Below are 25,554 nucleotides of genomic sequence, written 5' to 3'. Positions count from 1 at the left end.
GATATGAACGACAGCGAGGAGTCGCTCGGGTCGGCGGACGGCCCGACCGTATCCGGAGAGACGGTGTTGATAACCGGCGGCGCGGGGTTCATCGGAAGCCACCTCGCCGAGGCGCTGGTCGAGGACAACGAGGTCCGCGTGCTGGACAACTTCTCTGGCGGCGCGCGGGAGAACGTGCCCGACGAAGCGGACCTAATCGAGGGCGACATCTGCGACGAGGAGACCGTCGCCGAGGCGATGGACGGCGCGAGTCTGGTCTTCCACGAGGCCGCGCTCGTCAGCGTCGAGGAGTCGGTCGAGAACCCGCCCGCGAGCAACCGCATCAACGCCGCCGCGACCGTGGACCTGCTGGAGTGCGCACGAAACGAGGATGCCCGCGTGGTGCTGGCCTCCTCGGCGGCCATCTACGGCCACCCCGACGAGGTGCCGGTCTCGGAGGGCGACTCGAAGGACCCGGCCTCGCCCTACGGCATCGACAAGCTCTCGCTCGACCACTACGCCCGGCGGTACCACGACCTCTACGGCCTCGAAACCGTCCCCCTGCGCTACTTCAACGTCTACGGCCCGCGCCAGAATCCCGAGTACAGCGCGGTCGTGAACGTCTTCTTCCAGCAGGCTCGGGACGGCCCGCTCACCATCGAAGGCGACGGGGGCCAGACCCGCGACTTCGTCCACGTCTCGGACGTAGTGCAGGCGAACCTGCTGGCCGCGACGACCGACCACGTCGGTGAACCGTTCAACGTCGGCACGGGCGAGACCGTCACGATTCGGGAACTCGCCGAGACGGTGGTCGAGGTGACGGATTCGGACTCGGAGATTACGCACGTGGACCCCCGGCCCGGCGACATCCGCCACAGCGAACCCGACATCTCGAAGGCCCGCGAGAAGTTGGGTTACGAGCCGACCGTTTCGCTGGAGGAGGGCCTGCGGGACTTGGCGGAGATAGAAGGGTTGCGCTGACTCGCCCTATTCGTTGCAGCGGAACCCACCGTAGTCCCAGACCGGCAACTCCGACACCGGCGTGCTTCGTTCCTCACAGCCAATAAATAGTACCATTATCCAAACCGTAGAATAACTATCTATATGTAGAATATTTACTGTATTTTGAAAAAGTTTACATTAAAACGCAAGGATGAAACGAAGCGAAATGATCCCCGCTGTATGTCGTGACAGGATGCGGACGTTAGCCAGACGGGCCGAACTCATGGCGGCCATCCTCGACGGCACGAGAGACCGCCGGGAACTGGCTTCACAATCTTCTGCCTCGCGCTCGACGGTGTACAGGGGACTCGACCAACTCGTCGAACACGACTTTCTGACCGAATCTGCGGGCACGTACGCGCCAACGACGTTCGGAAAACTAGTGTACCCTGAGTTCCGGCGATACATAAAGTCGTTCGGTGCTCTCGAAGATGCCAACGAACGTGGTATACTCGCGGCGATTCCCGACGACGCACCGTTTGACCAGACCGTCCTCGTCGAAGCGGAACTGACGACGCCGGACCGATGCGCGCCGACCGCGGTACTTTCGGACATCGAGACGATAGTCGCGGAAGCGAATGACCTCCGGTTTTTCACGCCTGTCGTCCTGCCGACGTTTCTCGAGTTGTACTGCCAGCAACTCTTCGACGGGAGTCTAACCGCCGAAACCGTGTTCGGAAGCGACGTGCTGGCGTGGATTCAGGAGGAACACCCGGACAAGAAACGAAGGCTCGAACGGACCGAGGCCGCGACCTTGAAGCGAACCGAACGCACGCTTCCGTACGAACTGGGAGTGACGACGGACCCGACCCAACGGATGTACTTGGTGCTGTACGGCGACCGAGGGAACATCCGAGGCGTGGTGTGTAACGACACCGACGCGGCCGTGTCGTGGGCCGAAACGGTCTATCGGGAGTACAGCACCGACGCGACGACCGTGACTCCGGAGCGGTAACCCGGTCGGCGAGCGACGACGAGTCGGGACCGTTCTATCACTCGTCAATGACGATCTCGGATGTGTCCAACAATCCCGCTCCGCGAGCCACGGAGAGGCTGCCGACAACCAACAGCACTGCCGACAGCACGTGCTTCGGTAGCAGGTCCGCTGGAACCGCGCCACCCTGATCGGTGACGCGGTAATGCGTGCCGTCCTGCTCGAGATACCTGACCGACCGAAGCCGTTCGGCGTGAGGGGACAGACCTAGGTAGACACCGCCGTCGTCAGTGCTGATCGTAACGAAGTGGACGGCCGCTATCGACACTTGGTATCGCTTCGGTTCGTACGTTTCACCCTCGAGGAGTCCCTTAGCGACCCGTCGAGTCTGGGATGGTAGCTCCTCTACCGAGGTCACATCGTCGTCCTCGTCTACTTGGTCTGCGGGGACCGACTCGGCGGTGTACGTTGGGTCTGCGACGTCCACAGTAGTGCCGACGGACGCGACACCGGCACAGAGGAAGCAGACGCCGACAACGACTAGTAGCACGCGACGCATGTCTGGGCAGTGTCTATTCGGACTCAATTTAGTTACGAAAAATTGGAACGACGGCGTCAGTTGGTGACCTCGGCCCCCGGATACCACGTCCGGGTCGGGGTCTCACAGTACACCCGCGTGCCGTTCGTGTCGTAGGTGTACTTGAGTTGACCGTTGGCTTCGAGGGTCACGTCGAACCGGTCGTACGGAGACTCGTTCTCCGCGTCGTAGTTCACGTCGGGATCTAGACTCCCGGCCTCGACCGTGTAGCGGACGCCAGCGGCATTTTCGAGCGAGTCGCTCCAGCCGACGTCCTTGTTCGGGTGCCAGCGGTCCCAGACGATTTCGCTGTACTGAGTTCCGGTGTCGTCCTTGGTCGTGTCGAGGGGGTCCTTGATTTCGATGGTGTAGGTGTCGCCGACGCCCGCAGAGAAGACGCTGTAGGAACCGCCGACAGTCGCCGAGATTTCGAGGTCCACGGACCCGTACTTGCTGTCTTCGGGCTTCGGATTGGTGATGGCGGTCGGGTAGTCGATGGGGTCGTCGTTGTTGTTGGGGTTGTCCGTCGGCAGGACGGTAACCGACAGGTCCCACCCGGTTTCGTAGATGTAGCTACCGTAACTGTTGGGATGCTCCGGCTTCTGGTCCCACCAGATGTACGAGTGCCACCGGTTCTTCCCGGCGGGCGGGATTTCGTCGAACGGGCTGTCGTTGAGTTCTCTGTCCCATCCGGTCGTTCCGTACGCGATCTCGAAGTCGGTGACGTTGCCGTACTTGTCCTCGTGAGTGCCGTAGTACTTCCCGCGGTCGAGGACGCCGTTGTCGACTACCATTATCGCTCACCTCCGTAGCTGAGAGACTGTTTACGCCGTTTCAGTGTCGTCTCGATGCGCTGCAGTGCTTCTTGCTCGGACTGATGATCCGCAACGTTAGCGAGCGCGAAGCCGATGTGCTGTGGGTTGTCGGGGTAGCCGATCGCCCCCGTGAGGTTCTGGGCGGAGTGAATGTTCACGATCAGCGGCGCACCACCGGGGCCGCTAGAGTCTTTGTTCGACTTGCCGAACTCCTCGGTTTCGAGTTCGTGGAAGATGCGGGAATTGGGATGCCCGCTTGGTGCCTCGGCGACCGTCGGGTTCTGCGGCGACACCGGAATCGTCACGTTCCGGGTCGGTTTGCCGTCCTTCTGGACGACTCCCGGAACGTTCTGGATTTGAATTCGACCCCGAAGTTCGGAGTGTGTCTCGGTGATTTTCGCCTCCGATTTGGCGTACAGGTTGAAGTACGCCGGGTCGTAGGTGTAGCCGACGTACCGGTTTACACCACCTGCGGCCGCTTCACCGAGCGTGGAGAGACCGACAGTGGAAGCACCGATTCCACCGAGAGACTGTAGCACTGGTCGTCGTCCTATCCGCTCACTTGGTTCGTTGTCGCCCGAGATGTCTCCGTTCATGTTCTCGGAACATATGATTTTACATATCTTGGATAGTTATTTTTAATTACTGAATAATAATTTAGTCCTAAAAATTATGGAAGAGTTGGTAGTTCTTCCGGGTCTTCGGATAGTTGGTAGGTCCTGCAAAACTGTGGGGGTTCGACGGTTGTGCGGCTACCGAATTTCGAACGAACACTGCAAAGCCCACCGAGAGTACTCACGCTCCCCTGCGATTCGCTCTCGTCGTGTGGTCACTTCTCGTTTATCGACTCGCTCGCAATATTACGACCGCGAGTCTTCAGACTCACTTCGCGCCGCTTTCGCACTTCCTCCAGCACGTCCACCTCCACGAGTCGCTCGAAGATACTCTCTACCTCGTCTACGTCCATGCCGAGGAAGTCCGGAATTTCGAACGACGAGACCCCCGAGTAGAGCGCCATCAGCACTTCCTTCTCGGTCTCGTCGAGTTCGACGCCGCCCTCGTTCTTGCGCTCGCCCTTCTCGAACAGCGATTCCAGCAGGGCACACCGCCGGGTCTGGCCCGAGATGTACGTCTGGACGCTGGTGTCGCCCTGAGTGTGTTCGACCTCCAGCACGGTGCGCTGCTCGCCCTTGACCGTCCGGGTCGCGCGCTCGACCGAGCCGATGTCGTCCAGTTCGATGCCGACGAACGTGCCCGAGGCGATGGCGATGTTGACCATCTCCTCGGTAATCTTGACGCGGGCCTTCTCCCAGTCGGTGTCCTGAATCACGCCCCCTTCGACCGCAGGGTGCTTGGTCAGGATCATCTTCTGGTTGAGCAGCGCCCCGTAGACCTCGGTCTCGAACTCGTCGATGTCCATGCTGGTCGCCAGCAGGACGACGTTCTTGCCGAACTCCACGCTGAGGTAGTTCGAAACCGAGGCGACCGCCTGATTCACGTCGTAGCGCCCGGTCAGCCCCTTGATCTCCGACAGCGGGATGGTGCGCTTGCCCTGATTGCCCGCCAACACGAGTCGCTTGTTCGACAGCAGGATGCGGCCGCTGGTCCACTCCGGGTCGTTCAGCTTGCGGCCCTTCTTGACGACTTGTAGGAACTTCCCCTTCGTGTCGGCAATCTTGTGTTCGCCTTCCTTGTTCATGCGTGGTGTAGCGTTCGTCGGCGCGATTCGCGTCGGCGAACCGTCGCCTCGCCTCTGGTCGAGGGGTAGCCTCGGTGTCTCCTTGGTGGTTTCGATGCGGTCATACCGGGCGGGTCGGCGAGGTTACTCGCTTCGCATGTCGTTGACCCGCGCCGAGAGTTCGTCGATGGCCTCGTTCTGCTCGCGCGTCGCCGAGACGATTTCGTCGGTGGCTTCCTCGACTTCCTGAGTCTGGTCGCGCACGTTCTCGACGGTCGCCATGACCTGCTCGACGTTGGCCGCCTGCTCGTCGTTCGCCTCCGCGACTTCGGTGACGCCGGTCGCGGCCTCCTCGACCGCGTCGGCGATTTCTTCGAGCGCGACGAGCGCGTCCTCGATTTCGTCGCCAGCGCGCTTGATTTGGTCGTTGCCCTCTTCGACCGCGATGACGGTCTCGTTGGCTTGGGCCTGGACGTCCTCGATGCGCGTGGCGATTTCCTCGGTGTGTTCGCGCGTCTCGTTTGCCAACTCTTTGACCTCGTCGGCGACGACCTCGAACCCGCTTCCGGCCTCGCCAGCGCGAGCGGCCTCGATGTTGGCGTTCAGCGCCAGCAGGTTGGTCTGGTCGGCCACCTCGGCGATGACCTCCACGACCTCCTCGATTTCGTTCATCTGAGATTCGAGTTCGGTCACGGTCTCGACCAGTTCGTCACTGCTCTTGATGACCTCCTCGGTGGCTTCACGTGCGCCCTCGCTGGATTCGAGACCGCTGTCCGCGGAGGCTTTGGCCTGCTCGGCCGCCGAGGCGACTTCGTCGGAACTGGCCGCGACCTCCTCCATGCTGGCCGAGAAGTTCTCCATCTGGGTGGCGACCTCCGAGAGCTGAGCGGTCTGTTCGTCCACGCGCTCGTCGATGACGCGGGCCGACTCGGAGGCTCGCTCGACCGAGTCTTCGAGGTCGTCGGCCTGCTCGCCGACGCGCTCGGTCAGAATCTCGAAGCGCTCGGCCATGTCGTTGACCTGTCCGACGACTTCGATGAGCGAGTCGTCCACCACGTCGTACTCATCCTCGAAGGACGCGCGGGCCGAGAGGTCGCCCATCTCCATCGCGGTCAGGGTGCCGATGAGTTCCTCGACCAGCGCGGTGATGCCCTCCTGTCTGCGGATGTCCTCGGTGCGGTCTCGAACCGTCTCCACGACCGCGATGAGTTCGCCGTCGTCGTACAGCGGCATCGCGGAGAACTCGATGCTGCGCTCGACGCCGTCGCGGTCGACCATCGTACTCTCGTCGGTGTAGAGGGTTCGCGCGCTGTCGGCTTTCTCCACGTCGAACTCGACGTGGGCCGACTCGGGAGACGCCGCGACTTTGTCGGCGAGGGTGTCGACGCGCCGCCCGTCGGGGTAGAACGCCTCGCTGACGTTCTCGGTGCCAAGCGCCTCGTCGGCGGGGACGCCCGTCAACTCTTCGAGTGCGGAGTTCCACGCCGCGACTTCATCGCGCTTCGTGTCTAGCATGAACACGGGGACGCCGATACCGTCGAGGAGGTCGTCGTCGTCCACGTTGAGTTCGTCTTCCTCGTCGTCGGCCTCACCGGCCACGTCCACCTCGTCCGGCACGCCCACTTCGTAGGCGTCGAGACCGGTCTGCATGTCGGCCATCGTCGCCGACAGCGCCGACTGGAGTTCGTCCTCGGCGCGCCGGAGCTCCTCGGCGACCGCCTCGTTGCCCGCGCCGAGGCGGTGTTCGAGTCGCTCGAACGTCTCGCCGACGAGCTCCTCGACGCCCGCCTCGTAGGTTCCGGCGAACGCCGCGGGCGACACCTCGGCGTCGACGTGGCGCTGACCGAGGTCTCCAGCGTCGGCGGCCGCGCCCTCGGGGTCGTCCAACAACTGTCCGAGGTGGACCGCTTGAGCCTGCTGGAGGTCGTCGCTCGCCTCGGCGTCTCGATACGTTTCGGAAATTTGCGATCGGGTGACAGTTCGACTCTCCGAGACCGATACGTCCTCGGTCTGCGTGCCGCCGTCGAACGTGACGTTCCGTTGCGCGTCAGCGGGGCTGTCCCCGTCTCGTAAGGTAGTTAAAATTTTCAGTAGCCTGTCCCGGACCATCTTATGCTGGAAAGAGACACCAACCGGATATAAAGTTTTACGCAAATTTCACGCGCGATAACCCGGTCCCCTCCCCGGAAGAAAGATACTCCGCTAATACTTCCTGGGATTTCGGCCCCCTTATCCCCGACCGCCGAGTTTCGACAGCGCCGAGAAGGCCCGCTTTCGGACCTCCTCGTCGTCGGTGTCGTCGATGAGCGAGTCGAGTTCCCGGCGCGCGCGCTCGCCGCCGACTTTTCCGAGGGTGAACGCCGCCTTGGCGCGCGCGCTCCCGCTGGCCTCGGGGTCTTCCAGCACCTCCAACAGCACGTCCTCGGCGACTTCCCCGCCGATTTCGGCGATACTGGTCGCGGCGAACTGCGCGGTCATCCCGTCCTTGTCGTCCAGCACCGACGCCAGCGCCCGGATTGCGGCCTCGCGGTTGTTCTCGCCAGTCACCCGTCCCAGCAACCACGCGGCGTTCCGGCGCTGGTGGGGCTGGTTGCCCTGTTCGAGGATGTCCACCAGCGAGTCCACGACGCTCCGGTGGTCGTTGGCGCTCAGTTTCTCGACCATCCGCTCGCGGAGTTCGTGGCTCTTCTGGCCCGGCGCGTTCGACAGGAGTTCGATGAGCGAGAACACCGCCGCCCGGCGGACGGTCTCGCTCTCGTCGGTCAGCATCGAGACGAGCGCGTCCAGCGGCTTGGCGCTCCCGAAGTTGCCCAGCGAGTTAGCCGCGATTCGCCTGACGGTCTCGCTCTCGTCGTCGAGGAGGTCCAACAGCGCCGCCAGCGACTCCTCGCCGCCGATGCGACCGAGCGAGTCGGCGGCCTCGCGGCGGACCTCGACGCTCTCGTCGTTCAACCGCTTGCGGAGCGCCGAAATCGCCCGCGGGTCCTCGATGCGACCGAGTGCCCGGGCCGCCCGAGCGCGGACCCGCTGGTCGGGGTCGCCGAGATGCTTGACCAGCGCCTTGGTCCCGGCCTTGTTGCCGATTCGCCCGAGCGCGTTGGCGGAGGCCATCCGGAGTTCCGGCTGGTCGGCCGACAGCGTCTCGACCAGCGCCTCGGCGCGCGCCCACTCGGCACCGTCGGTCGGTATCTCCTCGCCGGTCAGCGCCGAGACCAGTCGCTCGACCGCGTGGCGCTGGTCGAGCGCGTCGATGGCCGCGGCCCGCACGGCCTCGCTGCTGTCGTTCTGGGCGGCCGTCACCAGCGGCCCGACGACCTCCTCGTCGGATGCGTCCACCTCACCGAGGATATCGGCCGCGCGGCGGCGGACCGGCTCGCTGTTGCTGTTTGTCAACAGCGAGGTGATCTGGTCCACGTCGCCCGTCTTCTCCAGTTCGAACAGCGAAGTCACAACTGTTCGATGGAAGCGCGGCGAGAAAAAACGTGGTGTTACCGGTCCGGAATCGAGAGGAAGGTTAGTTAGCGAACTGTTCGGCCTACACCGTGACTGCGCTCTCTTGGGAGAGCGACTGCGGGACGTTGGCGCGGTAGAGGGTCACGGCACCGTACTGCGTGGTGAGCTTGAGTTTGACCTCTTCGCCCTCGTCGAGCGCGCTCGAAATCTTAGTGGCGTCCATCGTGATTTCGAAGCGGTCGTCTTGGGTGTTCAGGACCGGTTCGGAACTGTCCGAGTCCTTGATGGGGCTGACCGTGAACTCGTTGTCTTCCGTGCCGCCACCGTCCATATCGTGGACCAGCGTCTTGGCTTTCTCCGGACCGATCCACTCGATGGTAGCGGCCGAGAGGTTGATGTCGTCGGACCCGGAGCCGCGCATGACCGTCAGACTGATCTCCGTGACCTTCTCGTCGTTACCGACCTCGCCGAACGCGCTGACGACCTGCACGCGGTTCGACACCTGTGCGCTGGACTCTTCACCGGTCTGTTCGGACTTGGTCTGGAGGAATCCGGCAGTGTTGATAAGGACGCCGGCGGCGATTGCGGCGACCAGCACCATCGCAATGAACACGATGAGTGTACCGATACCCACTTGACCTCTGTCAGTTAGTCGTTCCTTGATTTTCTCTTTCATTGTCTCACGTCCTGTCCGAACGTCAATGTGACATTGACTACGGACTCTATCCGGAACGAAACGAACATGCGTAATAAATCTACGGCCGCGATTATCAGCTATGATATTGGGTCGTAGACAAGAGTGATATCGGATACGTAGCCCCTCTTCTGCGGGAACTATACGTAATTAGGAAAGTAGTTCTGGCTTACTTCTCGGCCGTGATGCTGTAGATGACGAACAGGTAGCCGACCGTCGTGATTAGGTAGTTGACCGAGAGCAGCATCCGGGTCTGCTCGAAGCGCGTCAGGAAAGCGCTGACCGTGGTTGCGAGGGCGGCGGCCACGATGAGCGTGAATCCAATCGAGAGGTGGAACATCGCCTGTCGAGACGTGCGGTGGTACGCCCGGACCGCGAGTCCGACCATCGAGAGACCGGCGGTTGCGAGAGTCAGACTGAACACGACGTACAGCAGTTCTATCGTTTGCATGGTTTCTCTGTGCTGAGAGGCCGCCCGTCCGCGAGACGTGTCCGAACCGGCGACGTTCGCCGCCTGCCGACTCCGAGGAGTACTCGACTCATTCTGCCTTGAGGTCCTGCCACACGTCGGCCAGCGAGTTGTCCACTTCGGGGCGGTCGTCGACCGACACGTCGATGTTCTCCTCGCCGAAGGCGATCTCGAGCGAATCGACGTTTCGGCGGTAGACCTTCGTCCTGCGCCCTTCGTCCGAGAACTCGCGGCCGGAGAGTTCGAGCAGGTCGGCCTCGGTGAGTTCCTCGATTCGCCGGTAGCTGGTCGCTATCGGGATTTCGAGCTCGTCGCTGAGCTCTTGGGCCGACTTGGGTTCGTTCGTGGCTCGGAGTATCTCGGCATTGTACTTGTTGCCGAGCACTCGGAGGAGTTCCACGGCCTCCATCAGTTATCGCGTTTGAAAACGTAGGTTAAAAAGGTACCGTAGCCGACCCGTCAGCTTCACCGACTGGTCGGCGTCGGAACAGTAAAGTGCTCTCCGCGGAACCCACCGAGTATGTCAGAGACCGCTGGTGACGTGCAGGTCCTCGAATTCCGACTGGAGGACCGGAACTACTGCATCGACATCGCGCACGTGGACGAAATCGTGGACAAGAAGGAACTGACACCGCTCCCGAACTCCGACCCCCGTGTCGAGGGCGTGATGGACCTCCGTGGGACCACGACGACCATCATCAATCCCAAGCGCGTGCTGGACCTCGAACAGACCGAGACCGGCGAGCGCGTGGTCGTCCTCGAGAGCGAGGACGGCGAGGAGGGCAACGTCGGGTGGCTCATCGACGCGGTGAATCAGGTCGTCAGCATCGACCCCGAGAACGTGGACAAGAGCGTCGAGAGCGGCTCGGTCCGGGGTATCGTCCGGCAGGACGACGGCTTCGTGGTCTGGGTCAAGCCCGAGGAAATCAACAACTGAGTTCGCGGTTCCGGGGCGGTACCGGCGCGCTGTCGAGGCGACACCGCCCGCAGACAAATATAGATATTTCTATCAGAGGTATTTTCGTTTCTTTAGCAATTATTCGGGTTTCTTTCGAGGTCCGCGCGACCGCTGACGCGCGCGTCAGCGGTCGCGCGAAACCGTCTCGCCCGGCGGGACGCCCGCGCCCGGCGAGAGCTTCGTCCCGACGTTGAGCGCGACGTTGATGCCGGTCTTGGCCTCGTCGCCGAGGACGACGCCGAACTTCCGGCGGCCGGTCGAGACGCGCTCGCCCTTGACGTTCAGTTTCACCGGTTCGTCGTCGTGGCGCAGGTTGGCGACGGTCGTGCCCGCGCCGAGGTTCACGTCGCGGCCCAGCAGGCTGTCGCCGACGTAGCTCAGGTGGCCCGCGGTCGCGCCCGGCATGAAGACGCTGTTTTTGACCTCGACGGAGTGGCCGATTTTGGCGTCCTCGTCCACGAGGGTCGCGCCCCGGACGTAGGCGTTCGGCCCGACGCTCGCGCCCGAGCGAATCAGCGCGGGGCCTTCGACGACGACGCCCGCGTCCACCGCCGCGCCCTCCTCGACCACGACCGGGCCGCGCAGGTCGGCGGTCTCGTGGACCGACCCCTGCACGTCGCGCTCCAACTCGCCGAGTTTCCACTCGTTTGCCTCCAGTAGCTCCCACGGCCTGCCCACGTCGAGCCACCGGTCGATTTCGACCGCCGAGACCTCGTACTCGTCTACGACTCGCGCCACCACGTCGGTAATCTCGTGTTCGCCGCGCTCGCTCTCGGGCACGTCGAGCCAGTCGCGGGCTTCCTCGGGGAAGAGATACGCGCCCGTGTTGGCGAGGTCGGTCGGCGGATCGGCGGGTTTCTCTACGATGTCGGTGATAGTGTCGCCCTCCGTCGAGAGGACGCCGTAGCTCGTGGGGTCGTCCACGCGGTGCGCGCCGACCGCCGGTCCCTCCTCGAAGAGGGCTTCGATTCCGTCGGGGTCGTAGAGGTTGTCGCCGTTGAGGACCGCGAAGGGGCCGTCGAGATACTCGGCGGCGGCCCGGACCGCGTCGGCGGTACCGGCCTGTTCCTGTTGCACTGCGTAGGTAACCGGAATCCCGGCGTACTCCTCGCCGAAGTAGTCTCGGACGACGTCGGCCTCGTAGCCCACGACGAATAGTAGTTCGTCCGCGCCCGCGCGAACAGCGGCGTCGGCGGCGTGGGCGGCCAGCGGTCGGTCGGCGGCCGGGAGCATCGGTTTCGGGAGCGACGCCGATAACGGTCGAATTCTGGTTCCCTCGCCCGCCGCGAGGACGACCGCTCGAGGAGTTTCGCTTGACATTGGGGGAAAGAGGCCGGGCGGAGACTTTGTTACCACCTGCTTGCCGGGGCGTAAGGGCGAAGTACCGTTCCGACGTGAATCGCTTCCTTCGAATCATGCGCTCCCAAAGTCTGGCGCGAATGCCAGTATGGGCGGCGGGAACTGACGTACGCTCGGTAATAAGTCCGGCCTACGTGCGACGTATTTTCTCCTACCCGGCAATCAGCGAGCGTATAACAAAGGGGTCCGGACGCAATCTGTCGAACATCACCCGCTCCCCGTGCGTCAGGGCGGTCAGGACGGTACAATGTGTGATGGACGCGAGCGCCACGAAGATAGGTGAACGTTACGCGACGAATCGCGCGACGCCGTCCGGACGAATATCGAACTACGAAGCTCCTAACCATGATAGCTACCAACCCGATGCTGGTGCGTGAGGCGGTGGAGGTGTCCCGCTGATGTGTGGAATTATCGCTCGAATCGGCGGCGACGACGACGGTGCAGTAGACGAACTGCTCACCGGCCTCGAAAACCTCGAATACCGCGGCTACGACTCGGCCGGACTGGCGATAAAGAACGGCGGCGGCCCGGAGGTCTTCAAGCGCGAGGGCGAAATCTCGCGGCTGAAAGACGCGCTGGCCGACGAGGTGCCCGACGGCGGCCTCGGCATCGGCCACACGCGATGGAGTACTCACGGCCCGCCGAGCGACGAGAACGCCCATCCCCACACCGACTGCACGGGCGACGTCGCGGTCGTTCACAACGGCATCATCGAAAACTACGACGAACTCAAATCCGAGCTACGGGCTCGGGGCCACGCCTTCGAGAGCGACACCGACACCGAGGTCATCCCGCACCTCGTCGAGGAGAAACTCGCCGAGGGAATCGACCCCGAGACCGCCTTCCGGCGGACCATCGACCAGCTCTCGGGCAGTTACGCGGTCGCCATGATAACCAAGCACGACCACGCGGTGTACGCGACCCGCCGGGGGTCGCCCCTCGTCCTCGGCGTGGACGACGGCGAGTACTTCCTCGCCAGCGACGTGCCCGCCTTCCTCGACTTCACCGACGACGTGGTGTATCTGGACGACGGCGACGTGGTCGTGGTGAAACCCGACGGCCACCGCATCTCGACGCCCGAGGGCGACGACGTAGAGCGCTCGGTCCAGACCGTCGAGTGGGACCCCGAGGACGCCGGGAAGGGCGGCTACGACCACTACATGCTCAAGGAGATTCACGAGCAACCCGCCGCGCTCCGCCAGACGCTCCGCGGGCGGGCCGACCCCGCGACCGGCGACATCAGCCTCGAAGACTTCCCGGCGGGGACCTTCGACGACGTGAGTCGAGTCCAGTTCGTCGCCTGCGGGACCTCCTACCACGCCGGACTCGTGGGAGCGCAGTACCTCGCCGACGGCGGCGTGCCCGCACAGGCCTTCCTCGCCAGCGAGTACGCGACCGGTCAACCGCCGGTAGACGAGGAGACCCTCGTCATCGGCGTGACTCAGAGCGGCGAGACCGCCGACACCCTGTCGGCGCTCCGGCGGGCGAACGCCTCGGGCGCGAGGACGCTCGCGGTGACGAACGTCGTGGGTTCGACCGCGGCCCGCGAGTGCGACGACGCGCTCTTTATCCGGGCCGGACCGGAAATCGGCGTGGCCGCGACCAAGACGTTCTCCTCGCAGGTGGTCTCGCTGGCCCTGCTGGGCGAGCGCCTCGTCCGCGACGTGACCGGGACCCGGACCGACGACGCCCGCGAGCGTCTGCAGGCCCTCTCGGACCTGCCGGGCCACGTCCAGCAGATTCTGGACTATACGAGCGCCCGCCGGGTCGCCGAGAACTACCGGGACAGCGAGGCCTACTTCTTCATCGGTCGGGGCGCGGTCCGACCGGTCGCGCTCGAAGGGGCCTTGAAGTTCAAGGAGATCTCCTACGAACACGCCGAAGGGTTCGCCGCGGGCGAGTTGAAACACGGCCCGCTGGCGCTGGTCACGTCGGAGACGCCCATCTTCGCGGTGTTCACCGGGCGTAACGACGAGAAGACCCTCGGTAACGTAAAGGAGGCCGAGGCCCGGGGCGCGCCCGTGGTCGCGGTCGCCAGCGACGGACAGGAGTCGATCCACCAGTACGCCGACCAGGTGCTGACGATTCCCGACACCCATCCCGACGTGGCGGGCGTGCTGGCCAACGTCCAGTTGCAACTGTTGTCCTACCACGCCGCCGACCTGCTCGGGCGCGCTATCGACAAGCCCAGAAACCTCGCAAAGAGCGTGACCGTCGAATAGAAACCCGCGATTACCGTGCAGAACACACCTGAACAGTCGGTCCGATTTACTCGCGGACCCGCGCATAGTAGTGATACGATGGGTTCTGTCGTACTTTCCCTCGACGCCGAACTCGCGTGGGGGTTCCACGACCACGAGAAACTGCCCGAAGACAGGGTCGAGACGGCCCGCGAGTCGTGGCTTCGACTACTGGACATGTTCGACGACTTCGAGGTACCGGCGACGTGGGCGGTCGTCGGCCACCTCCTGCTCGACTCCTGCGACGGCGAACACGCAGGCCACCCCACACACGACGGGTGGTTCGACCGCGACCCCGGCACGTGGGAAGGTCGGGACGAGACGTGGTACGGGTCGAAACTAATAGACGCTATCGAAGCGGCCGACGCCGACCACGAGGTCGGGAGCCACACCTTCTCGCACGTCGAGATGGGCCACACCACGCGAGAGGTCGCCTCGGCGGAAATCCGAGAGTGCGTCGAACTCGCCGAGGAGCGCGGTCTCTCGGTCGATTCGGTCGTCTTCCCGCGAAACTACGTGGGCCACCGCGACGTACTGGCGGCCTACGGCGTCAAGAGCTACCGGGGCAACCGACCCCGGCGGTGGTACGACCGCGGTCCGCTCGGGTCGGCCACGAAACTCCTCGGGTGGCCGACCGGCGCGGTTTCGCCGCCGCTGGTCACCCCCGCCGAGGACGAGTACGGTCTCGTCAACATCCCGGCGTCGCTGTACCTGTTCAGCTTCGAGGGGCGATTCCGGTCGGCCGCCGAGCGCGTCGGCGAGGACCCGATCGTCCGGATGGCAAAGCGCGGCATCGACCGCGCTAGCACTCGCAACGGGGTGTTTCATATGTGGCTCCACCCCAACAACCTGACCGAGGAGCGCGACTTCCAGCGACTCGAAGCCATCCTCGAACACGTCGCGGAGGTCCGCGAGACGACGCCCCTGACCGTCGAGACGATGGAGTCGATTGCGACGGACATCAAGGACGACGAACCCCTCCCGCGCGAACCAATCGGTCCTCGCTGAGCGATTTTCGGGCGTTCGCTACGCTTTTTTCGGCGCTTCGTCGGTATCGACCGGACTCGGGACCCACAGCGCCAGCCCCACTACCAGCAGAACTGCCCCTGTCGGCAGGAGGTAGACGAAGAGGACGAACTGGGTGAACCCGATTCCGAGCAGAAGCAACCCAGCGACGACGGCCAGCCCCGCCACGTCCAGCAGGAGTCCGGCGAGACCGAGATACGCCAAAATCAGCAGAATCCCGAAGAAAATCAGCCGCGTCTGCGTTCTACCGGGGGCAGAGGAGATACTGACGAGCGCGTAGGTGAACCCGAGGACCGTAATCGCTGAAAGCCCGCGGAGAGTCGTCTTCAGCGCCATCTCTCTCAGCGTTCTCCCCGATAACGTAAATAATCGGACCTCCGGGCGCGCGGCGCGGGGGCAAAATCACTCAGACGCCGCGGTCAGCGCGTCCTCCAGACCGTCGCACAGCAAGTCCCGCGCGAGGTCCTCGACGCACCGCTCCTCGTCGTCGGACAACTCCTTGAGCGCCGTGACCGCGTGCTTGGGCAGGCCGAGCGACAGCTCCTGCTTCTCGGCGAAGTCGAATCCGAAGTCCACCCGGCAGGCCTCGGCGACGAACGCCGGGACCGACTCGACGCCCTCGGTCGTCGTCACCGCCGTCTCGACCATCGCGCGGAGGTTCTCGGGGAGCGCGACTTCGACCGATTCGGTCTCGTCGGCGTCCTCCTCGGCGTCGGCCTCCAGCGATTCGCCGTCGATGACCTCCTTCAGGAGGCTCTGGGTCGATTCGGCGACCACCGCGTCGAGGGTGCGGTCGGTGCGCTTTGCCTCGATGGTCGCCAGTTGGCAGACGACCGGGTCGAGTTCGATTTCGACCGCCAGAGTGGGTTCGTCGGCGGAATCGCCTTCGGACGCTTCCATCGCCGAATCCACGTCCGGCCCGCCGTCGGCGGACGCCTCCGGCACGCCATCGACGTGGCCGAATCGCTCGGGAAAGAGCGCGTAAAACTCGGCCTCGGTCAGCGACGGGAGGTCGTGATTCGCAAAGAAAGTCAGTTTCTCGTCGCCGGGTTCGTCGCCCACCACGAGGAGGTCGCTCTCGTCCGAGATGCTGGTCGTGACCCGCGCGCCGCACTCCTCGACCAGTTCGGTGACTTCGCTCCGCGTGACCTCCGCGAGTCGCCCGGCGAACACCACCGTCTGGTCTTCGAGGTCGGCGGCGCTCCGGACCTCCGCGCCCCCGATGTCGTCGCCGCGTGCCATTTTACGTTCGCAGGATTCCTGCGAGGGAGTATATATCTTTGTAAGGCTCCTCGGGGCGGAAGGCCAGCGGGCGCGGGGCAAGCGCGAGGGAATACCGGTCGTCGCGGGGTGGCTGTCAGACCTCCGAGGAAATATCAAGTTATGTTTAGGGAATGATATTATTTCTATAGGAAATTATTTGGTTGCTTTGGAGCGAGGAGCGTGGTTGTTGCGGGGCGGGAGTCGAACTCGCAGTCGGAGCAAAGCTCCTCCCTGCTCGCAGGTTCGCTCTGCTCACCTGCGACCGCCGAGACGTTCTTGCTCGGTCGCTCGCTCGCGGCTTCGCCGCTCGCTTGCTCCCTGCGCGAGCGTGCGACTCGTCTGCTCGACTCCGCGCTATCTTCCGCTCGCGCCGTAGCTATCGCTCGGCGATGAAACGCCTCGCTGAAAAACGGCGCGAGCGGAAGGGGCGGGAGTCGAACCACGCGAAGCCTGTAAGGCTATACCATCGGACGCACCGATGGAGCTCTACCACTGAGCTACCCTTCCACGGCACACAGTCCGAGGCGGTCTCCCTTCGTTATGGACCGCCTGAACCGCCGTCGTCTACTCTTTCGAGCGCGGAACCGTCAACGTTGCGCCGCGCCGTCGCGGACCGTCACCCGCGAGAACTCGAAGCGCGCGCCCTCGCAGGCCGCCTCCTCGCTGGTACAGCAGGCATCGACCTCCCAGCCGTGCGCGTCGGCGATAGAGGCCACGATGGCGAGGCCGAACCCGGTGCCGTCCTCGTCGGTCGTAAACCCGTGGTCGAATATCTGCTCGCGGAGGTCCTCGGGGATGCCCGGCCCGTCGTCGGCCACGTAGAACCCCTCGCGGTCGTCGAGTTCCCCGACTTCGACGCGCATCGGGTCGGCGTCGTCGCCCGCGGCCTCCTCGCCGTGTTCCACCGAATTGCGGAACAGGTTTTCGAGCAGTTCCCTGAATCTGGCGTCGTCGGCCTCGACCGTCACGTCGTCGGCGAGTTCGAGCGTCGCCTCCTTCGTATCGACGGTCTCCCACGCTTCCGCGGCGGCGGCCGAGAGCGCGACCGGTTCGGTCTCGTCCACGACCTGCCCCTGTCGAGCGAGCGCCAGCAGGTCCTCGACCAGCGCGTCCATCCGTTCGAGCGACCGACCGATGGGCGGGAGGTGTTCGCTGTCGCACTCCCCGTCCACGATGTCGAACCGGCCGAGCGCGACGTTGAGCGGGTTGCGCAGGTCGTGGCTGACCACGCTGGCGAACTCCTCTAATCGCTCGTTCTGGCGAGCCAACTTTCGCTCGCGGGCCTTCTGCTCGCTGATGTCGACGTAGATGGCGAACGCCTCGGTGCCGCCGTTTCCGGCGGGCGCGGTGTGGAGCAGGAAATCCTGCTCGCCGTCGCGCGTCCGGCGGTGGACCTCCTCGCCCTCGATGCGGTAGCCCCGACTCACCTGCTCGTTGAGCGACTCGCCCTCAGCCTTGCGGTCGTCGGGCAGGATGTAGTCGTCCAGCGATTCGCCCACGATTTCGTCCGCGGTCCACCCGAACACGTCCTCGAACGCCGGGTTCGCCGACTTGCCGATGGCCTCGCCGTCCTCGATGTCGTAGCGCACGACGGCGTTGGGCAGGTTCTCGAACAGCGCGGCGAACCGGTCGCGCTCGGCCCGGAGTTCGGTCTCGGTCCGGATGCGGGCCAGCGCCTCCGAGACGTGCGCCGCCAGCAGTTCGGCGAGTTCGCGGTCGCCGCGGTCGAACCCGCCGACGTCCTTCGAGACCGCCTGAAACACAGCGAACTCGCCGAGCGGGACGGTGAGCGCCGACCGATACTCGCTCTCGGCGGGCACCACGTCGGTCTCGTGGAGGTTCTCGACGAGCGAGGACTCGCCCTCTCGGTAGGCCCGCGCCGCGAGGTTGCCCTCGGTGTCGATGGGCGTGCGCTCGTAGTAGCCGTCGGTCGAGACGACTTTCGAGACGGCCCGCGTCACCAAGTCGTCGCCCTCGACCGCGTCGACCGTGCAGAGGTCGAACGCCAGAATCTCCTCGGCGGTCTCGACCGCGAGGTCGTAAATCTCCTGCTCGGTCGTGCAGGCGACGGCGCGGGCGGCAACGTCGTGCAGCGCCTCGATTTTCTGCTTGGTGTCGCGCAGTTCCACCTGTGCCTCGCGGCGCTCGGTGATGTCTCGAAAGTAGACCGAGAGACCGTCTTCGGCGGGATAGATGCGGACCTCTAGCCACGTGCCCGGTCGAAACCCCGACTCGGCTTCGAGGGTCACCGGCTCTTGGGTCTCGAAGGCCTTCCGGTAGGCCGCGAGAAACTCGCTGTCGTCGTCCACGGCGAACGCCTCGCGGATGTCCTCGCCCAGCAAATCGTCCGACTCGCAGTCGAAGAAGTCGGCCGCGCGCTCGTTGACGTGCGTGAACCGCCAGTCGTCGTCGAGCGCGAAGAAGGCGTCCGTGATGCGCTCGAAGATGCGGCGAATCTGCTCGTCGGCCTCCTCGGCCTCGCGCTCGGCTCGATACTGGGCCACCGCGTTCTCGACGCGATTCGCCAGCACCTCGTACTGGTCGGTTCCGGTCCCCTTCTGGAGGTAGTCGGTCACGCCCGCCGAAATCGCCTCGGAGGCGATCTCCTCGCTCCCGCGGCCGGTGAACAAGACGAAGGGGAGATACGGCGCAATCGCCCGGACCTCGTCGAGGAACTCCAACCCGTCCATCTCGGGCATCTCGTAGTCGCTGACCACGCAGTCCACGGTCTCGTCGGCGACCCGGTCGAGGGCCTCCTCCGGGACCGTCTCGACCACCGTCTCGATGCGGTCGCTCGCGCGCTCCAGGTACGTCGCGGTCAGGTCCGCGATGTCCGAGTCGTCGTCCACCAGCAGGACGCGGATGGCGTTCCCCATAGTATGAAGCTTGTTACCAATCGAGTGTATAAAAATCCATAGGAGGATTTCGTTAATAAATATGATGTAAAAATCGCCGGAGCGCCGAATCGCCTCGGTCCGTCCGGGCGACCATGACAAGTCAGGTGTCGACCCACTCGAATCAGGTATTGACCGACTCGATGCGGTCGCTGACGACGAGTTGCCCGCGTGCCGTCAGCGAGAGGCCCTTCTCGCCCTCGTCTACGAGACCCTTCTCCCGCAGGTCGTTCAGAATCATCGTGACGCGACTCGAATCCACGCCGAGCGTCCCGGCGAGGTCGCCGCTCCGAGCGCCCGAGTAGATGGCGACCAGCGCCTCCATCTCGTCCTCGGAGGTGTCGATGTCCTCGGCCTCTTGGGCGAGTTCGGAGTACTCCAGTCGGAGGTAGCGCCCGAGCAGGTTGAGTTTCCGGTCGGAGTCGATGGCGAACTCCGAGGTCACCGACTGGCCCTCGTCGGCGTGGCGGACGACCAGCACCGGGCCGACCTCGCGCTTTGCCTTCTGGAAGTGGGTGACGTTAGCGAGGTTCACGGTTACGGGGTCCGAGCAGGCGAAGCCCACTTCGCCCGGTCGTATCTTGAGTTTCGCCGTCCGGAAGTTCGAACCTGTCACTCGACCACCGACCCGGGCGGGGTGTTTGACCTTCGCCTTGGTTCCGCTGAGTGCGGCCTTGAACAGGACGGTCTTGAACCGCGCGACCTCCTCGCTCCCGGCCTCCACGACCGCGACCCGGCGGCGGTCGTCCTCCCGGTAGGCGATAGTGATGGTGTCTTGGAAGAACGACTCCAACTCGCCGGGGACGTGGCCCACGTTGATGTCGAAGATGGCCGAGAGCGGGACAGTCGTCTTCGAGTCGGTGGTCGCCAACACCAGTCGCTTCCGGCTGAGGACGATTCGCCCCTTGACGGGTTCGGGCGAATCGAACGTGTCGAGGCTGAAGCGTGCGACGAAGTCTGCGATGACCTTTTCGGACATGGGTTTGGCGAGCGACGCCCGCTGTCGGCGCGTCTCTCTCTAATCGCCAATTCTCAGTAGGGGTAAATATTTTTTCGGTACTCGGTACGCCCTGCGAGCCACGAAACCTAACTGTCTCTCGGCCGTGACTTGGTGTAGATGTCCACCGAAACGTCCGGCGAGATGTTCGACCGGCGCACGACGGTCAAAGCAGTCGCCGGGTTCTTGGTGGCGGGCCTGCTGTTGTACTTCTTCGGGCGCGTCATCGGGTGGGGCGAAATCGCGGCGACGCTAAGCGGCGCGCGACCGCTCTGGCTCGGACTGGCCTGCCTCTCGACGGTGGTCTCGCTCGTCGTCTGGGCCAAGTCGTGGGACGTGATTCTCGAAACCGTGGACGTCGAGGTCCCCTTTCAGAAAATCGTCGTGACCTACTTCGCGGCCACCTTCGCCGACTACGCCACCCCGTTCGGGAAGGCGGGCGGCGGGCCGTTCATCGCCTACGTGCTGGCGGCCGACACCGAGGCCAACTATCAGGACAGCCTCGCCAGCGTCGTGACCGCCGACCTGCTCAACCTCCTCCCTTTTTTCACCTTCGCGGGACTGGGTACCCTCGCACTCCTGATACAGGGCGAGGTCCCCAGACAGGCCGAGGTTCTGGTCGGGGGCCTCGGCGCGCTCGCCGTCCTGATTCCGGTACTCATCTACGGCTCGTATCGCAAGCGAAACCTCGTGGAATCGCTCGTCGTGAAGCTCCTCTCGCCCGTCTCGAAGTACGTGGACCGAATCGACCCCGAGGGCCTGCGAGACCGCATCGACGAGTTCTACGGCTTAATCGACAGGATTGCGACCAACCGCAAGCGTCTGGCCTACACGCTGGTGTTCGCCTATCTCGGCTGGCTGTTTTTCGCCGCGCCGCTCTATCTGGCTGGGCTGACCCTCGGCGTCGGCGACCAACTCTCGCCCGTGTTAGTCCTGTTCGTCGTCCCGGCGAGTTCGCTCGCTGGCATCGTCCCCACGCCGGGCGGCGTCGGCGGCGTCGAGTTTGCCCTCGTGGGACTGCTCATCGCGTTGACGACGCTCCAAGCAGATATCGCCGCCAGCACGGCGCTGGTCTACCGCGTTGCGAGCTACTGGTTCGCGCTCGCACTCGGCGGTGTCGCGGCGTTCTTCGTCATCCACCGGTCGTAGGGGACTGACCCGACGAAATCGAACTCTCAGACGTTCAGGAACGACCCGACGACGATGCGGGTGAACACCGCGATACTGCTGGATGTCCACGTCAGCAGGACGAAGTGCATGTAGGCGTTGACCTTGTGTCCCCCGTCGGCGATGCGGACCATCAGCGACGACAGCACGGAGTTGAGCAGGATGATGATGACCAGCAGGTACTCGATGGTCGGGATGTCGTAGACGTCAGTGTGAATGATGGTCGTGATGTCGAGTTGGCTGCTGTCGAGGCCGATGGACATGCTCGACAGCACCTGAACGATTTCGAGGCCGATGAAGAACGCGAACGTCGAGGCGGCCGTAATCCCGTAGAGGACGCCGATGAGGGTGACGGTCGACTGAGCGCGGCGCTCGCGCAGTTGGAGGACCTCGTTCATGTTGCTGGAGATGAGTTCGCCCAACTGCTTGGGGTCGCCGCCCATCTGACGGCCGACGAGGAACATCTCGGAGAACTTCTGGATGAGGTACGACCGCGAGTCGGCGGTGAAGTGTCGCCACGCCATCGAGGGTTCGATGCGCATGTTGAGACGCTTGTAGAGGTCGTCGACGTTGTCGGTCAGCGCGCCGAAGTCCTTGCCGCGCAGGCTTTCGAGGACCTTGGTCGTGGTACTCTGCTTTGCGGTCTCGGTCGCGCCGAGCGCCCGGATGAAACTGGTGAACTCCTCGTCGCGCTCCTTGATGTGTTCCTCCTCGCTCCGGACGACCATGCCCGGAATCAGCAGGGGCGTCGTCGGAATCGCGGCGTAGAACGGTAGCGGAATCGAGTCGGGGTCGATGCTGGTCTGGCCCATCAGCACCAGCAGGCAGGCGACCATCGTGACGATGGTGAGCAGGAACCCGGCCGCGATTGCGATGCGGATTCGCCACTCGGCGTCGGTGGTCGTGTCCTCGGGGTGGTACCACACCGGGTCGTAGGGCGCGGTGTTGCGAATCATCACGAGGAACCCGGTCTGGACGAACGCGAACATCACGACGACGGCGCTGACCGTCATCGTCGGGTTGGTCCCAGTCAGAATCGGCAGGACGGTTGCGAACACGAGCGCGAACGTCACGGACAGGACCATCGAGAGGTAGAGGTCCTTCATCACTTCGAGGTTCTGCAGCGACCCCTCGTAAATCGTGACGTAGTTCTGAATCACCACGTCCTGTTCGGACAGCAGGAAGTCCTGAATCTCCTGTCCGGCGTTGATGGTGTAGGCCAACCGGTCGAGGAAGTCAGCGAACGGCTTGCTCGGCGACTTGTTCGCCCGGATGCGCAGGGCGTCGTCCAAACTCTGGTTCCACGTGTCCACCAGTTGAGTGATGCGGCGCATCTCCTCGGCCAGCGCGCCGTACTCTTCCTCCTCGCCGAGGGTTCGGAACACCTCGACGCGGTCGATGTTCGCGGTCGAGAGGATGGTCATGTGGGTGATGAACAGGTGGAGGCGGTCCTCGATCTCCTTGCGCTTCTGGTCGCGCAGGATTTTGGGATAGATGACCGCGACCCCGAGCGACAGCAGGCCCAGTAGCGGAATCGGCGCGGAGATGAGCAACGGGAAGTCGGTGACGACGTAGACGACGACCGTCAGCAGGAAGAACACGATGGACGGCAGGACGACGAGCGCGAGGTACCGGGAGACTGGCGTCTCCATGTGGCGGTAGGACTCGATTGTCGAGTTTGCGAACCCCGACACGAGGTCCTTCACGTCCGTCGCGTTCTCTGCGTGTTCTTCTTGGGTCGCCATGTTCCTCAGAGTCCGCTGGTGTTCGCCGGTTTACGTCCCACCATCATCCCTCTTTCCCCTTGAAATATTGGACTCCCGAACGGTAAATCATCAATGTTCTATCAAATTTGGGTGACGTACCGACTCGAATGTACGACGACGAGGACCTCAGACAGATATTCTCATTTACTTAGAATAGCTACGTATTTTTCTAAGCAATATGATTGTATTTCAGCGGCCGCTTCGGAGGACGACCCCTAGCGCGACGGAAACAGCCTTGAGAACAAGCAGAACGGAGCAGACCACCATCACGACACCGAGGAGAGACTGCACGACGGGCCACCGACCTGCGACGGTCACGACCAACGCGGCGACGACGAGCGCGACACCGACGAGCGCCCCGTAGTGGGCGCGGCGGGTTTCGGCCATATGCGACGTTTCTCCGAGGTGACGTATAAATGTTTGACGGGAGATAGTTCTCCTCGGGCGGTGGAGAGCAGGGAACCATTTCGCGAGCAGACGCTCGCCAGCTTAGTCGATGGACCGGTGAATGTCGAAGGGGAGTTCGTCCACGCCGCCGCGCTGGAAGGCCTCGATGGTCTCGTTGACCTCGTGGTAGCCCAGAATGTTCTCCTCTATCATCCGCTCCATGAGTTCGGCGCGGAAGTCGAGTTCGTTGTAGATGTCGCGGGTGTTCTCGTACCCCAGCAGGGTCGCAATCTGCTCTTCCAGCACGTAGGAGTTGTTCATGCCTTGGAAGACGATTTCGTCCTCGACGGGGTCCCAGTAGAACGACTGGCGGGTCACGACGCCACCCATCTCCTTAGAGTAGCCCTCGATTTCTTGAACCGAGGTCACGCGACGAAGCACGTCGTCGCCCTGCTTGACTCGGTTCTGGAACAGCGCCACGTCGGCGTTGTCCATGAACGTCTCGGGGATGTTGATGGGGTCCCCGGTGAAACGCTGAATCATCGAGACGATGTCGGACGCGTGGAAAGTCAGCATCACGGGGTGGCCGGTCTGGGCCGCCTGGAAGGCCATCCGACCCTCTTCGCCACGAACCTCACCCACGATGATGTAGTCCGGGCGCGAACGCAGTGCGGCCGCGACGAGGTCGAACATGTCCACGTCAGAGGAGTCTTCCCCGCCGCCCTCACGAGTCAGCAGTTGCTGCCACGTGTCGTGAGGCGGCAGGACCTCGGCGGTGTCCTCCGCGGTGTAAATCTTCGAGTCCCGCGGGATGAACGACATGATACAGTTCAGCGTCGTCGTCTTCCCGGACGCCGTCTCCCCGACCACGAAGACGGTCTGCTCGTTTTCGAGACAGAGCCAGAGGTACGCGGCCAGTTTGGGCGACAGCGTCCCCCACTTGGTAATCTGCGCCACGGAGAGGGGCGTCCCCTCGCCCTGACGGATGGTGAGGCTCGGCCCCTTCAGGCTCACGTCGTCGGAGTAGATGATGTTGATACGAGAGCCGTCGGGCAGCGTCGAGTCCACGATGGGGTCGGAGTCGGACACCGGGTCGCCGATTCGCTCGCCCATGTTTCGCAGCCAGTTGTCGAAGCGGTCGGGCGACCCGAAGTCCACGCTGGTCCCGAGCATGCCGAAGGTGCCGTGGTCCACGTACGTCTCGTGGGGACCGATGACGTGAATGTCCTCGTTCGCCGGGTCGCGCATGATGGGTTCCAGCGGGCCGAACCCGACGATGTCGCGGTTCAGCCGGTACCGGATGTTCTCGTAGGTCTGCTCGGAGACCTCGTAGGTACCGATGTTGGTGAAGTCCTTGACGACCCGCACGATGTCGTCGGTCGAGAACGTCCGGACGTTGTGCTTGAAGTCGTTGTACGAGACGTTCTTTATCCACTCCAGAATCTGCTGAGCCGAGAGGTTCTGGAGGTTCGCGCGGCCGCCGCGACCGCCGCCGCCGTCGTTGTCGTTGACCAGCACGGTGTCGTCGAGCAACTCCTCGATTCGGTCGTCGTACTCGCCCTCGTCCTGTGGCGCGGGCTTCTTGACGCTCTTTTCGAGAATCTCGCCGCGGACCTTGCCGAACAGTTCCTGCTCGGTCCCCGAGAGCTCGGGTTCGACCGCGTAGTACTCGGTGTCTTGGCCCACGTCGCCGTAGATGTGACAGTAGATGGGACCGCCCACCGGGTAGATGACGTTGGGCTTCTCGGCCTCCCACTCGTCGCTGGGCTCGTCGATGAGCCGTGGGAACTCCCCGGTGAACTGCTTGAACCGCTTCAGGTAGTCCCGGAGATGTGGTCGTCGCATCGCCACTTCCCGAAGGTCGTCCTGAATCTGTGCGGTCCCGTGCTCTGTCAT

General features: G+C 63.7%; 23 protein-coding genes and 1 tRNA gene. 6 read left to right on the top strand and 18 right to left on the bottom strand.

All coding sequences use genetic code 11. The features are described from left to right. The first annotated feature begins 3 nt into the window (after positions 1-3). Positions 4-960 carry a GDP-mannose 4,6-dehydratase gene (locus EPL01_RS14340; protein ID WP_135825960.1) on the top strand — a complete coding sequence of 319 codons (957 nt, stop codon included), beginning with the start codon at positions 4-6 and terminating at the stop codon, positions 958-960. Between the two features lie 214 nt (positions 961-1,174). Further along, positions 1,175-1,936, top strand: a complete 762-nt coding sequence (locus tag EPL01_RS14335; RefSeq protein WP_135825959.1) for a helix-turn-helix transcriptional regulator — start codon at positions 1,175-1,177, stop codon at positions 1,934-1,936. 37 nt (positions 1,937-1,973) lie between these two features. Here EPL01_RS14335 and EPL01_RS14330 read toward each other — a convergent pair whose 3' ends face one another. The 9 genes from EPL01_RS14330 to EPL01_RS14290 all read right to left on the bottom strand — a co-directional run bounded on the left by EPL01_RS14330 (position 1,974) and on the right by EPL01_RS14290 (position 10,010). After that, the gene (locus tag EPL01_RS14330) at positions 1,974-2,474 is read right to left on the bottom strand and encodes a hypothetical protein (RefSeq protein WP_135825958.1); all 501 of its coding nucleotides are present in this window, start codon (positions 2,472-2,474) and stop codon (positions 1,974-1,976) included. 56 nt (positions 2,475-2,530) lie between these two features. Beyond that, positions 2,531-3,286: a hypothetical protein gene (locus EPL01_RS14325; protein ID WP_135825957.1), complete on the bottom strand. Its 756-nt coding sequence runs from the start codon at positions 3,284-3,286 to the stop codon at positions 2,531-2,533. Then, the gene (locus EPL01_RS14320; RefSeq protein ID WP_135825956.1) at positions 3,286-3,903 is read right to left on the bottom strand and encodes a hypothetical protein; all 618 of its coding nucleotides are present in this window, start codon (positions 3,901-3,903) and stop codon (positions 3,286-3,288) included. Before EPL01_RS14320 ends, EPL01_RS14325 begins: the two co-directional genes overlap by 1 nt. 233 nt (positions 3,904-4,136) lie before the next feature. Then, a complete protein-coding gene (locus EPL01_RS14315) occupies positions 4,137-5,006 on the bottom strand; it encodes a CheF family chemotaxis protein (protein ID WP_135825955.1) in 870 nt (289 codons plus the stop codon). Positions 5,007-5,129: 123 nt separating this feature from the next. Beyond that, positions 5,130-7,094: a methyl-accepting chemotaxis protein gene (locus tag EPL01_RS14310; RefSeq protein WP_135825954.1), complete on the bottom strand. Its 1,965-nt coding sequence runs from the start codon at positions 7,092-7,094 to the stop codon at positions 5,130-5,132. A gap of 120 nt (positions 7,095-7,214) precedes the next feature. Further along, the gene (locus tag EPL01_RS14305) at positions 7,215-8,435 is read right to left on the bottom strand and encodes a HEAT repeat domain-containing protein (RefSeq protein WP_135825953.1); all 1,221 of its coding nucleotides are present in this window, start codon (positions 8,433-8,435) and stop codon (positions 7,215-7,217) included. 85 nt (positions 8,436-8,520) lie between these two features. Further along, complete coding sequence (locus tag EPL01_RS14300) at positions 8,521-9,114, bottom strand: archaellin/type IV pilin N-terminal domain-containing protein (protein WP_135825952.1); 594 nt, start codon at positions 9,112-9,114, stop codon at positions 8,521-8,523. Between the two features lie 187 nt (positions 9,115-9,301). After that, positions 9,302-9,583: a DUF7521 family protein gene (locus tag EPL01_RS14295; RefSeq protein ID WP_135825951.1), complete on the bottom strand. Its 282-nt coding sequence runs from the start codon at positions 9,581-9,583 to the stop codon at positions 9,302-9,304. Positions 9,584-9,671: 88 nt separating this feature from the next. Continuing rightward, positions 9,672-10,010, bottom strand: coding sequence for an ArsR/SmtB family transcription factor (locus EPL01_RS14290; RefSeq protein WP_135825950.1), 339 nt, complete (start codon positions 10,008-10,010; stop codon positions 9,672-9,674). Between the two features lie 111 nt (positions 10,011-10,121). On the opposite strand from EPL01_RS14290, the gene EPL01_RS14285 reads away from it, so the two are divergent. After that, positions 10,122-10,538 carry a chemotaxis protein CheW gene (locus EPL01_RS14285; protein WP_135825949.1) on the top strand — a complete coding sequence of 139 codons (417 nt, stop codon included), beginning with the start codon at positions 10,122-10,124 and terminating at the stop codon, positions 10,536-10,538. Positions 10,539-10,682: 144 nt separating this feature from the next. Here EPL01_RS14285 and glmU read toward each other — a convergent pair whose 3' ends face one another. Next, positions 10,683-11,879 carry a bifunctional sugar-1-phosphate nucleotidylyltransferase/acetyltransferase gene (gene glmU, locus EPL01_RS14280; RefSeq protein ID WP_135825948.1) on the bottom strand — a complete coding sequence of 399 codons (1,197 nt, stop codon included), beginning with the start codon at positions 11,877-11,879 and terminating at the stop codon, positions 10,683-10,685. A 437-nt stretch (positions 11,880-12,316) separates the two neighbouring features. Between glmU and glmS the strand changes: the two genes are divergently transcribed. Then, complete coding sequence (gene glmS / locus EPL01_RS14275) at positions 12,317-14,140, top strand: glutamine--fructose-6-phosphate transaminase (isomerizing) (RefSeq protein WP_135825947.1); 1,824 nt, start codon at positions 12,317-12,319, stop codon at positions 14,138-14,140. Positions 14,141-14,218: 78 nt separating this feature from the next. Further along, the gene (locus EPL01_RS14270) at positions 14,219-15,166 is read left to right on the top strand and encodes a polysaccharide deacetylase family protein (protein ID WP_135825946.1); all 948 of its coding nucleotides are present in this window, start codon (positions 14,219-14,221) and stop codon (positions 15,164-15,166) included. A gap of 18 nt (positions 15,167-15,184) precedes the next feature. Here EPL01_RS14270 and EPL01_RS14265 read toward each other — a convergent pair whose 3' ends face one another. From EPL01_RS14265 to EPL01_RS14245, 5 genes are all read right to left on the bottom strand, one after another. Further along, on the bottom strand, positions 15,185-15,520 hold the full coding sequence (locus EPL01_RS14265) for a hypothetical protein (protein WP_135825945.1): 336 nt from the start codon (positions 15,518-15,520) through the stop codon (positions 15,185-15,187). A 66-nt stretch (positions 15,521-15,586) separates the two neighbouring features. Next, positions 15,587-16,426 (bottom strand): BRCT domain-containing protein, encoded by an 840-nt coding sequence (locus EPL01_RS14260; protein WP_135825944.1) that lies wholly within the window; start codon positions 16,424-16,426, stop codon positions 15,587-15,589. A 440-nt stretch (positions 16,427-16,866) separates the two neighbouring features. After that, positions 16,867-16,954, bottom strand: a tRNA-OTHER gene (locus EPL01_RS14255). A gap of 80 nt (positions 16,955-17,034) precedes the next feature. Next, a complete protein-coding gene (locus tag EPL01_RS14250; protein ID WP_135825943.1) occupies positions 17,035-19,323 on the bottom strand; it encodes a PAS domain S-box protein in 2,289 nt (762 codons plus the stop codon). A gap of 142 nt (positions 19,324-19,465) precedes the next feature. Beyond that, a complete protein-coding gene (locus tag EPL01_RS14245; RefSeq protein ID WP_135825942.1) occupies positions 19,466-20,320 on the bottom strand; it encodes a CheF family chemotaxis protein in 855 nt (284 codons plus the stop codon). Between the two features lie 138 nt (positions 20,321-20,458). Between EPL01_RS14245 and EPL01_RS14240 the strand changes: the two genes are divergently transcribed. Further along, positions 20,459-21,487 (top strand): lysylphosphatidylglycerol synthase transmembrane domain-containing protein, encoded by a 1,029-nt coding sequence (locus tag EPL01_RS14240; protein ID WP_135825941.1) that lies wholly within the window; start codon positions 20,459-20,461, stop codon positions 21,485-21,487. A 26-nt stretch (positions 21,488-21,513) separates the two neighbouring features. Here the strand turns inward: EPL01_RS14240 and flaJ are convergent, their stop codons facing one another. The 3 genes from flaJ to EPL01_RS14225 form a co-directional block, all read right to left on the bottom strand. Continuing rightward, positions 21,514-23,250: an archaellar assembly protein FlaJ gene (gene flaJ / locus EPL01_RS14235; protein ID WP_135825940.1), complete on the bottom strand. Its 1,737-nt coding sequence runs from the start codon at positions 23,248-23,250 to the stop codon at positions 21,514-21,516. A gap of 210 nt (positions 23,251-23,460) precedes the next feature. Continuing rightward, positions 23,461-23,658 (bottom strand): hypothetical protein, encoded by a 198-nt coding sequence (locus EPL01_RS14230; RefSeq protein WP_135825939.1) that lies wholly within the window; start codon positions 23,656-23,658, stop codon positions 23,461-23,463. A 102-nt stretch (positions 23,659-23,760) separates the two neighbouring features. After that, positions 23,761-25,554: a type II/IV secretion system ATPase subunit gene (locus EPL01_RS14225; protein WP_135825938.1), complete on the bottom strand. Its 1,794-nt coding sequence runs from the start codon at positions 25,552-25,554 to the stop codon at positions 23,761-23,763.

This window comes from Halorussus ruber (assembly GCF_004765785.1).
In the GTDB taxonomy this organism is placed as follows: Archaea; Halobacteriota; Halobacteria; order Halobacteriales; family Haladaptataceae; genus Halorussus; species Halorussus ruber.
The sequence above is the reverse complement of the archived record's forward strand: the minus strand, read 5'-3'. Positions and strand labels throughout refer to the sequence as shown.

Excerpts from the sequence above, each read along its gene's own strand:
- EPL01_RS14245 (WP_135825942.1), bottom strand. The coding sequence starts at position 20,320 with ATGTCCGAAAAGGTCATCGCAGACTTCGTCGCACGCTTCAGCCTCGAC.
- EPL01_RS14300 (WP_135825952.1), bottom strand. The coding sequence starts at position 9,114 with ATGAAAGAGAAAATCAAGGAACGACTAACTGACAGAGGTCAAGTGGGT.
- EPL01_RS14330 (WP_135825958.1), bottom strand. The coding sequence starts at position 2,474 with ATGCGTCGCGTGCTACTAGTCGTTGTCGGCGTCTGCTTCCTCTGTGCC.
- EPL01_RS14310 (WP_135825954.1), bottom strand. The coding sequence starts at position 7,094 with ATGGTCCGGGACAGGCTACTGAAAATTTTAACTACCTTACGAGACGGG.
- EPL01_RS14270 (WP_135825946.1), top strand. The coding sequence starts at position 14,219 with ATGGGTTCTGTCGTACTTTCCCTCGACGCCGAACTCGCGTGGGGGTTC.
- EPL01_RS14265 (WP_135825945.1), bottom strand. The coding sequence starts at position 15,520 with ATGGCGCTGAAGACGACTCTCCGCGGGCTTTCAGCGATTACGGTCCTC.
- EPL01_RS14290 (WP_135825950.1), bottom strand. The coding sequence starts at position 10,010 with ATGGAGGCCGTGGAACTCCTCCGAGTGCTCGGCAACAAGTACAATGCC.
- glmS (WP_135825947.1), top strand. The coding sequence starts at position 12,317 with ATGTGTGGAATTATCGCTCGAATCGGCGGCGACGACGACGGTGCAGTA.
- EPL01_RS14260 (WP_135825944.1), bottom strand. The coding sequence starts at position 16,426 with ATGGCACGCGGCGACGACATCGGGGGCGCGGAGGTCCGGAGCGCCGCC.
- EPL01_RS14335 (WP_135825959.1), top strand. The coding sequence starts at position 1,175 with ATGCGGACGTTAGCCAGACGGGCCGAACTCATGGCGGCCATCCTCGAC.
- EPL01_RS14325 (WP_135825957.1), bottom strand. The coding sequence starts at position 3,286 with ATGGTAGTCGACAACGGCGTCCTCGACCGCGGGAAGTACTACGGCACT.
- EPL01_RS14225 (WP_135825938.1), bottom strand. The coding sequence starts at position 25,554 with ATGACAGAGCACGGGACCGCACAGATTCAGGACGACCTTCGGGAAGTG.
- EPL01_RS14250 (WP_135825943.1), bottom strand. The coding sequence starts at position 19,323 with ATGGGGAACGCCATCCGCGTCCTGCTGGTGGACGACGACTCGGACATC.
- flaJ (WP_135825940.1), bottom strand. The coding sequence starts at position 23,250 with ATGGCGACCCAAGAAGAACACGCAGAGAACGCGACGGACGTGAAGGAC.
- EPL01_RS14285 (WP_135825949.1), top strand. The coding sequence starts at position 10,122 with ATGTCAGAGACCGCTGGTGACGTGCAGGTCCTCGAATTCCGACTGGAG.
- EPL01_RS14230 (WP_135825939.1), bottom strand. The coding sequence starts at position 23,658 with ATGGCCGAAACCCGCCGCGCCCACTACGGGGCGCTCGTCGGTGTCGCG.
- EPL01_RS14240 (WP_135825941.1), top strand. The coding sequence starts at position 20,459 with ATGTCCACCGAAACGTCCGGCGAGATGTTCGACCGGCGCACGACGGTC.
- EPL01_RS14315 (WP_135825955.1), bottom strand. The coding sequence starts at position 5,006 with ATGAACAAGGAAGGCGAACACAAGATTGCCGACACGAAGGGGAAGTTC.
- glmU (WP_135825948.1), bottom strand. The coding sequence starts at position 11,879 with ATGTCAAGCGAAACTCCTCGAGCGGTCGTCCTCGCGGCGGGCGAGGGA.
- EPL01_RS14340 (WP_135825960.1), top strand. The coding sequence starts at position 4 with ATGAACGACAGCGAGGAGTCGCTCGGGTCGGCGGACGGCCCGACCGTA.
- EPL01_RS14295 (WP_135825951.1), bottom strand. The coding sequence starts at position 9,583 with ATGCAAACGATAGAACTGCTGTACGTCGTGTTCAGTCTGACTCTCGCA.
- EPL01_RS14320 (WP_135825956.1), bottom strand. The coding sequence starts at position 3,903 with ATGAACGGAGACATCTCGGGCGACAACGAACCAAGTGAGCGGATAGGA.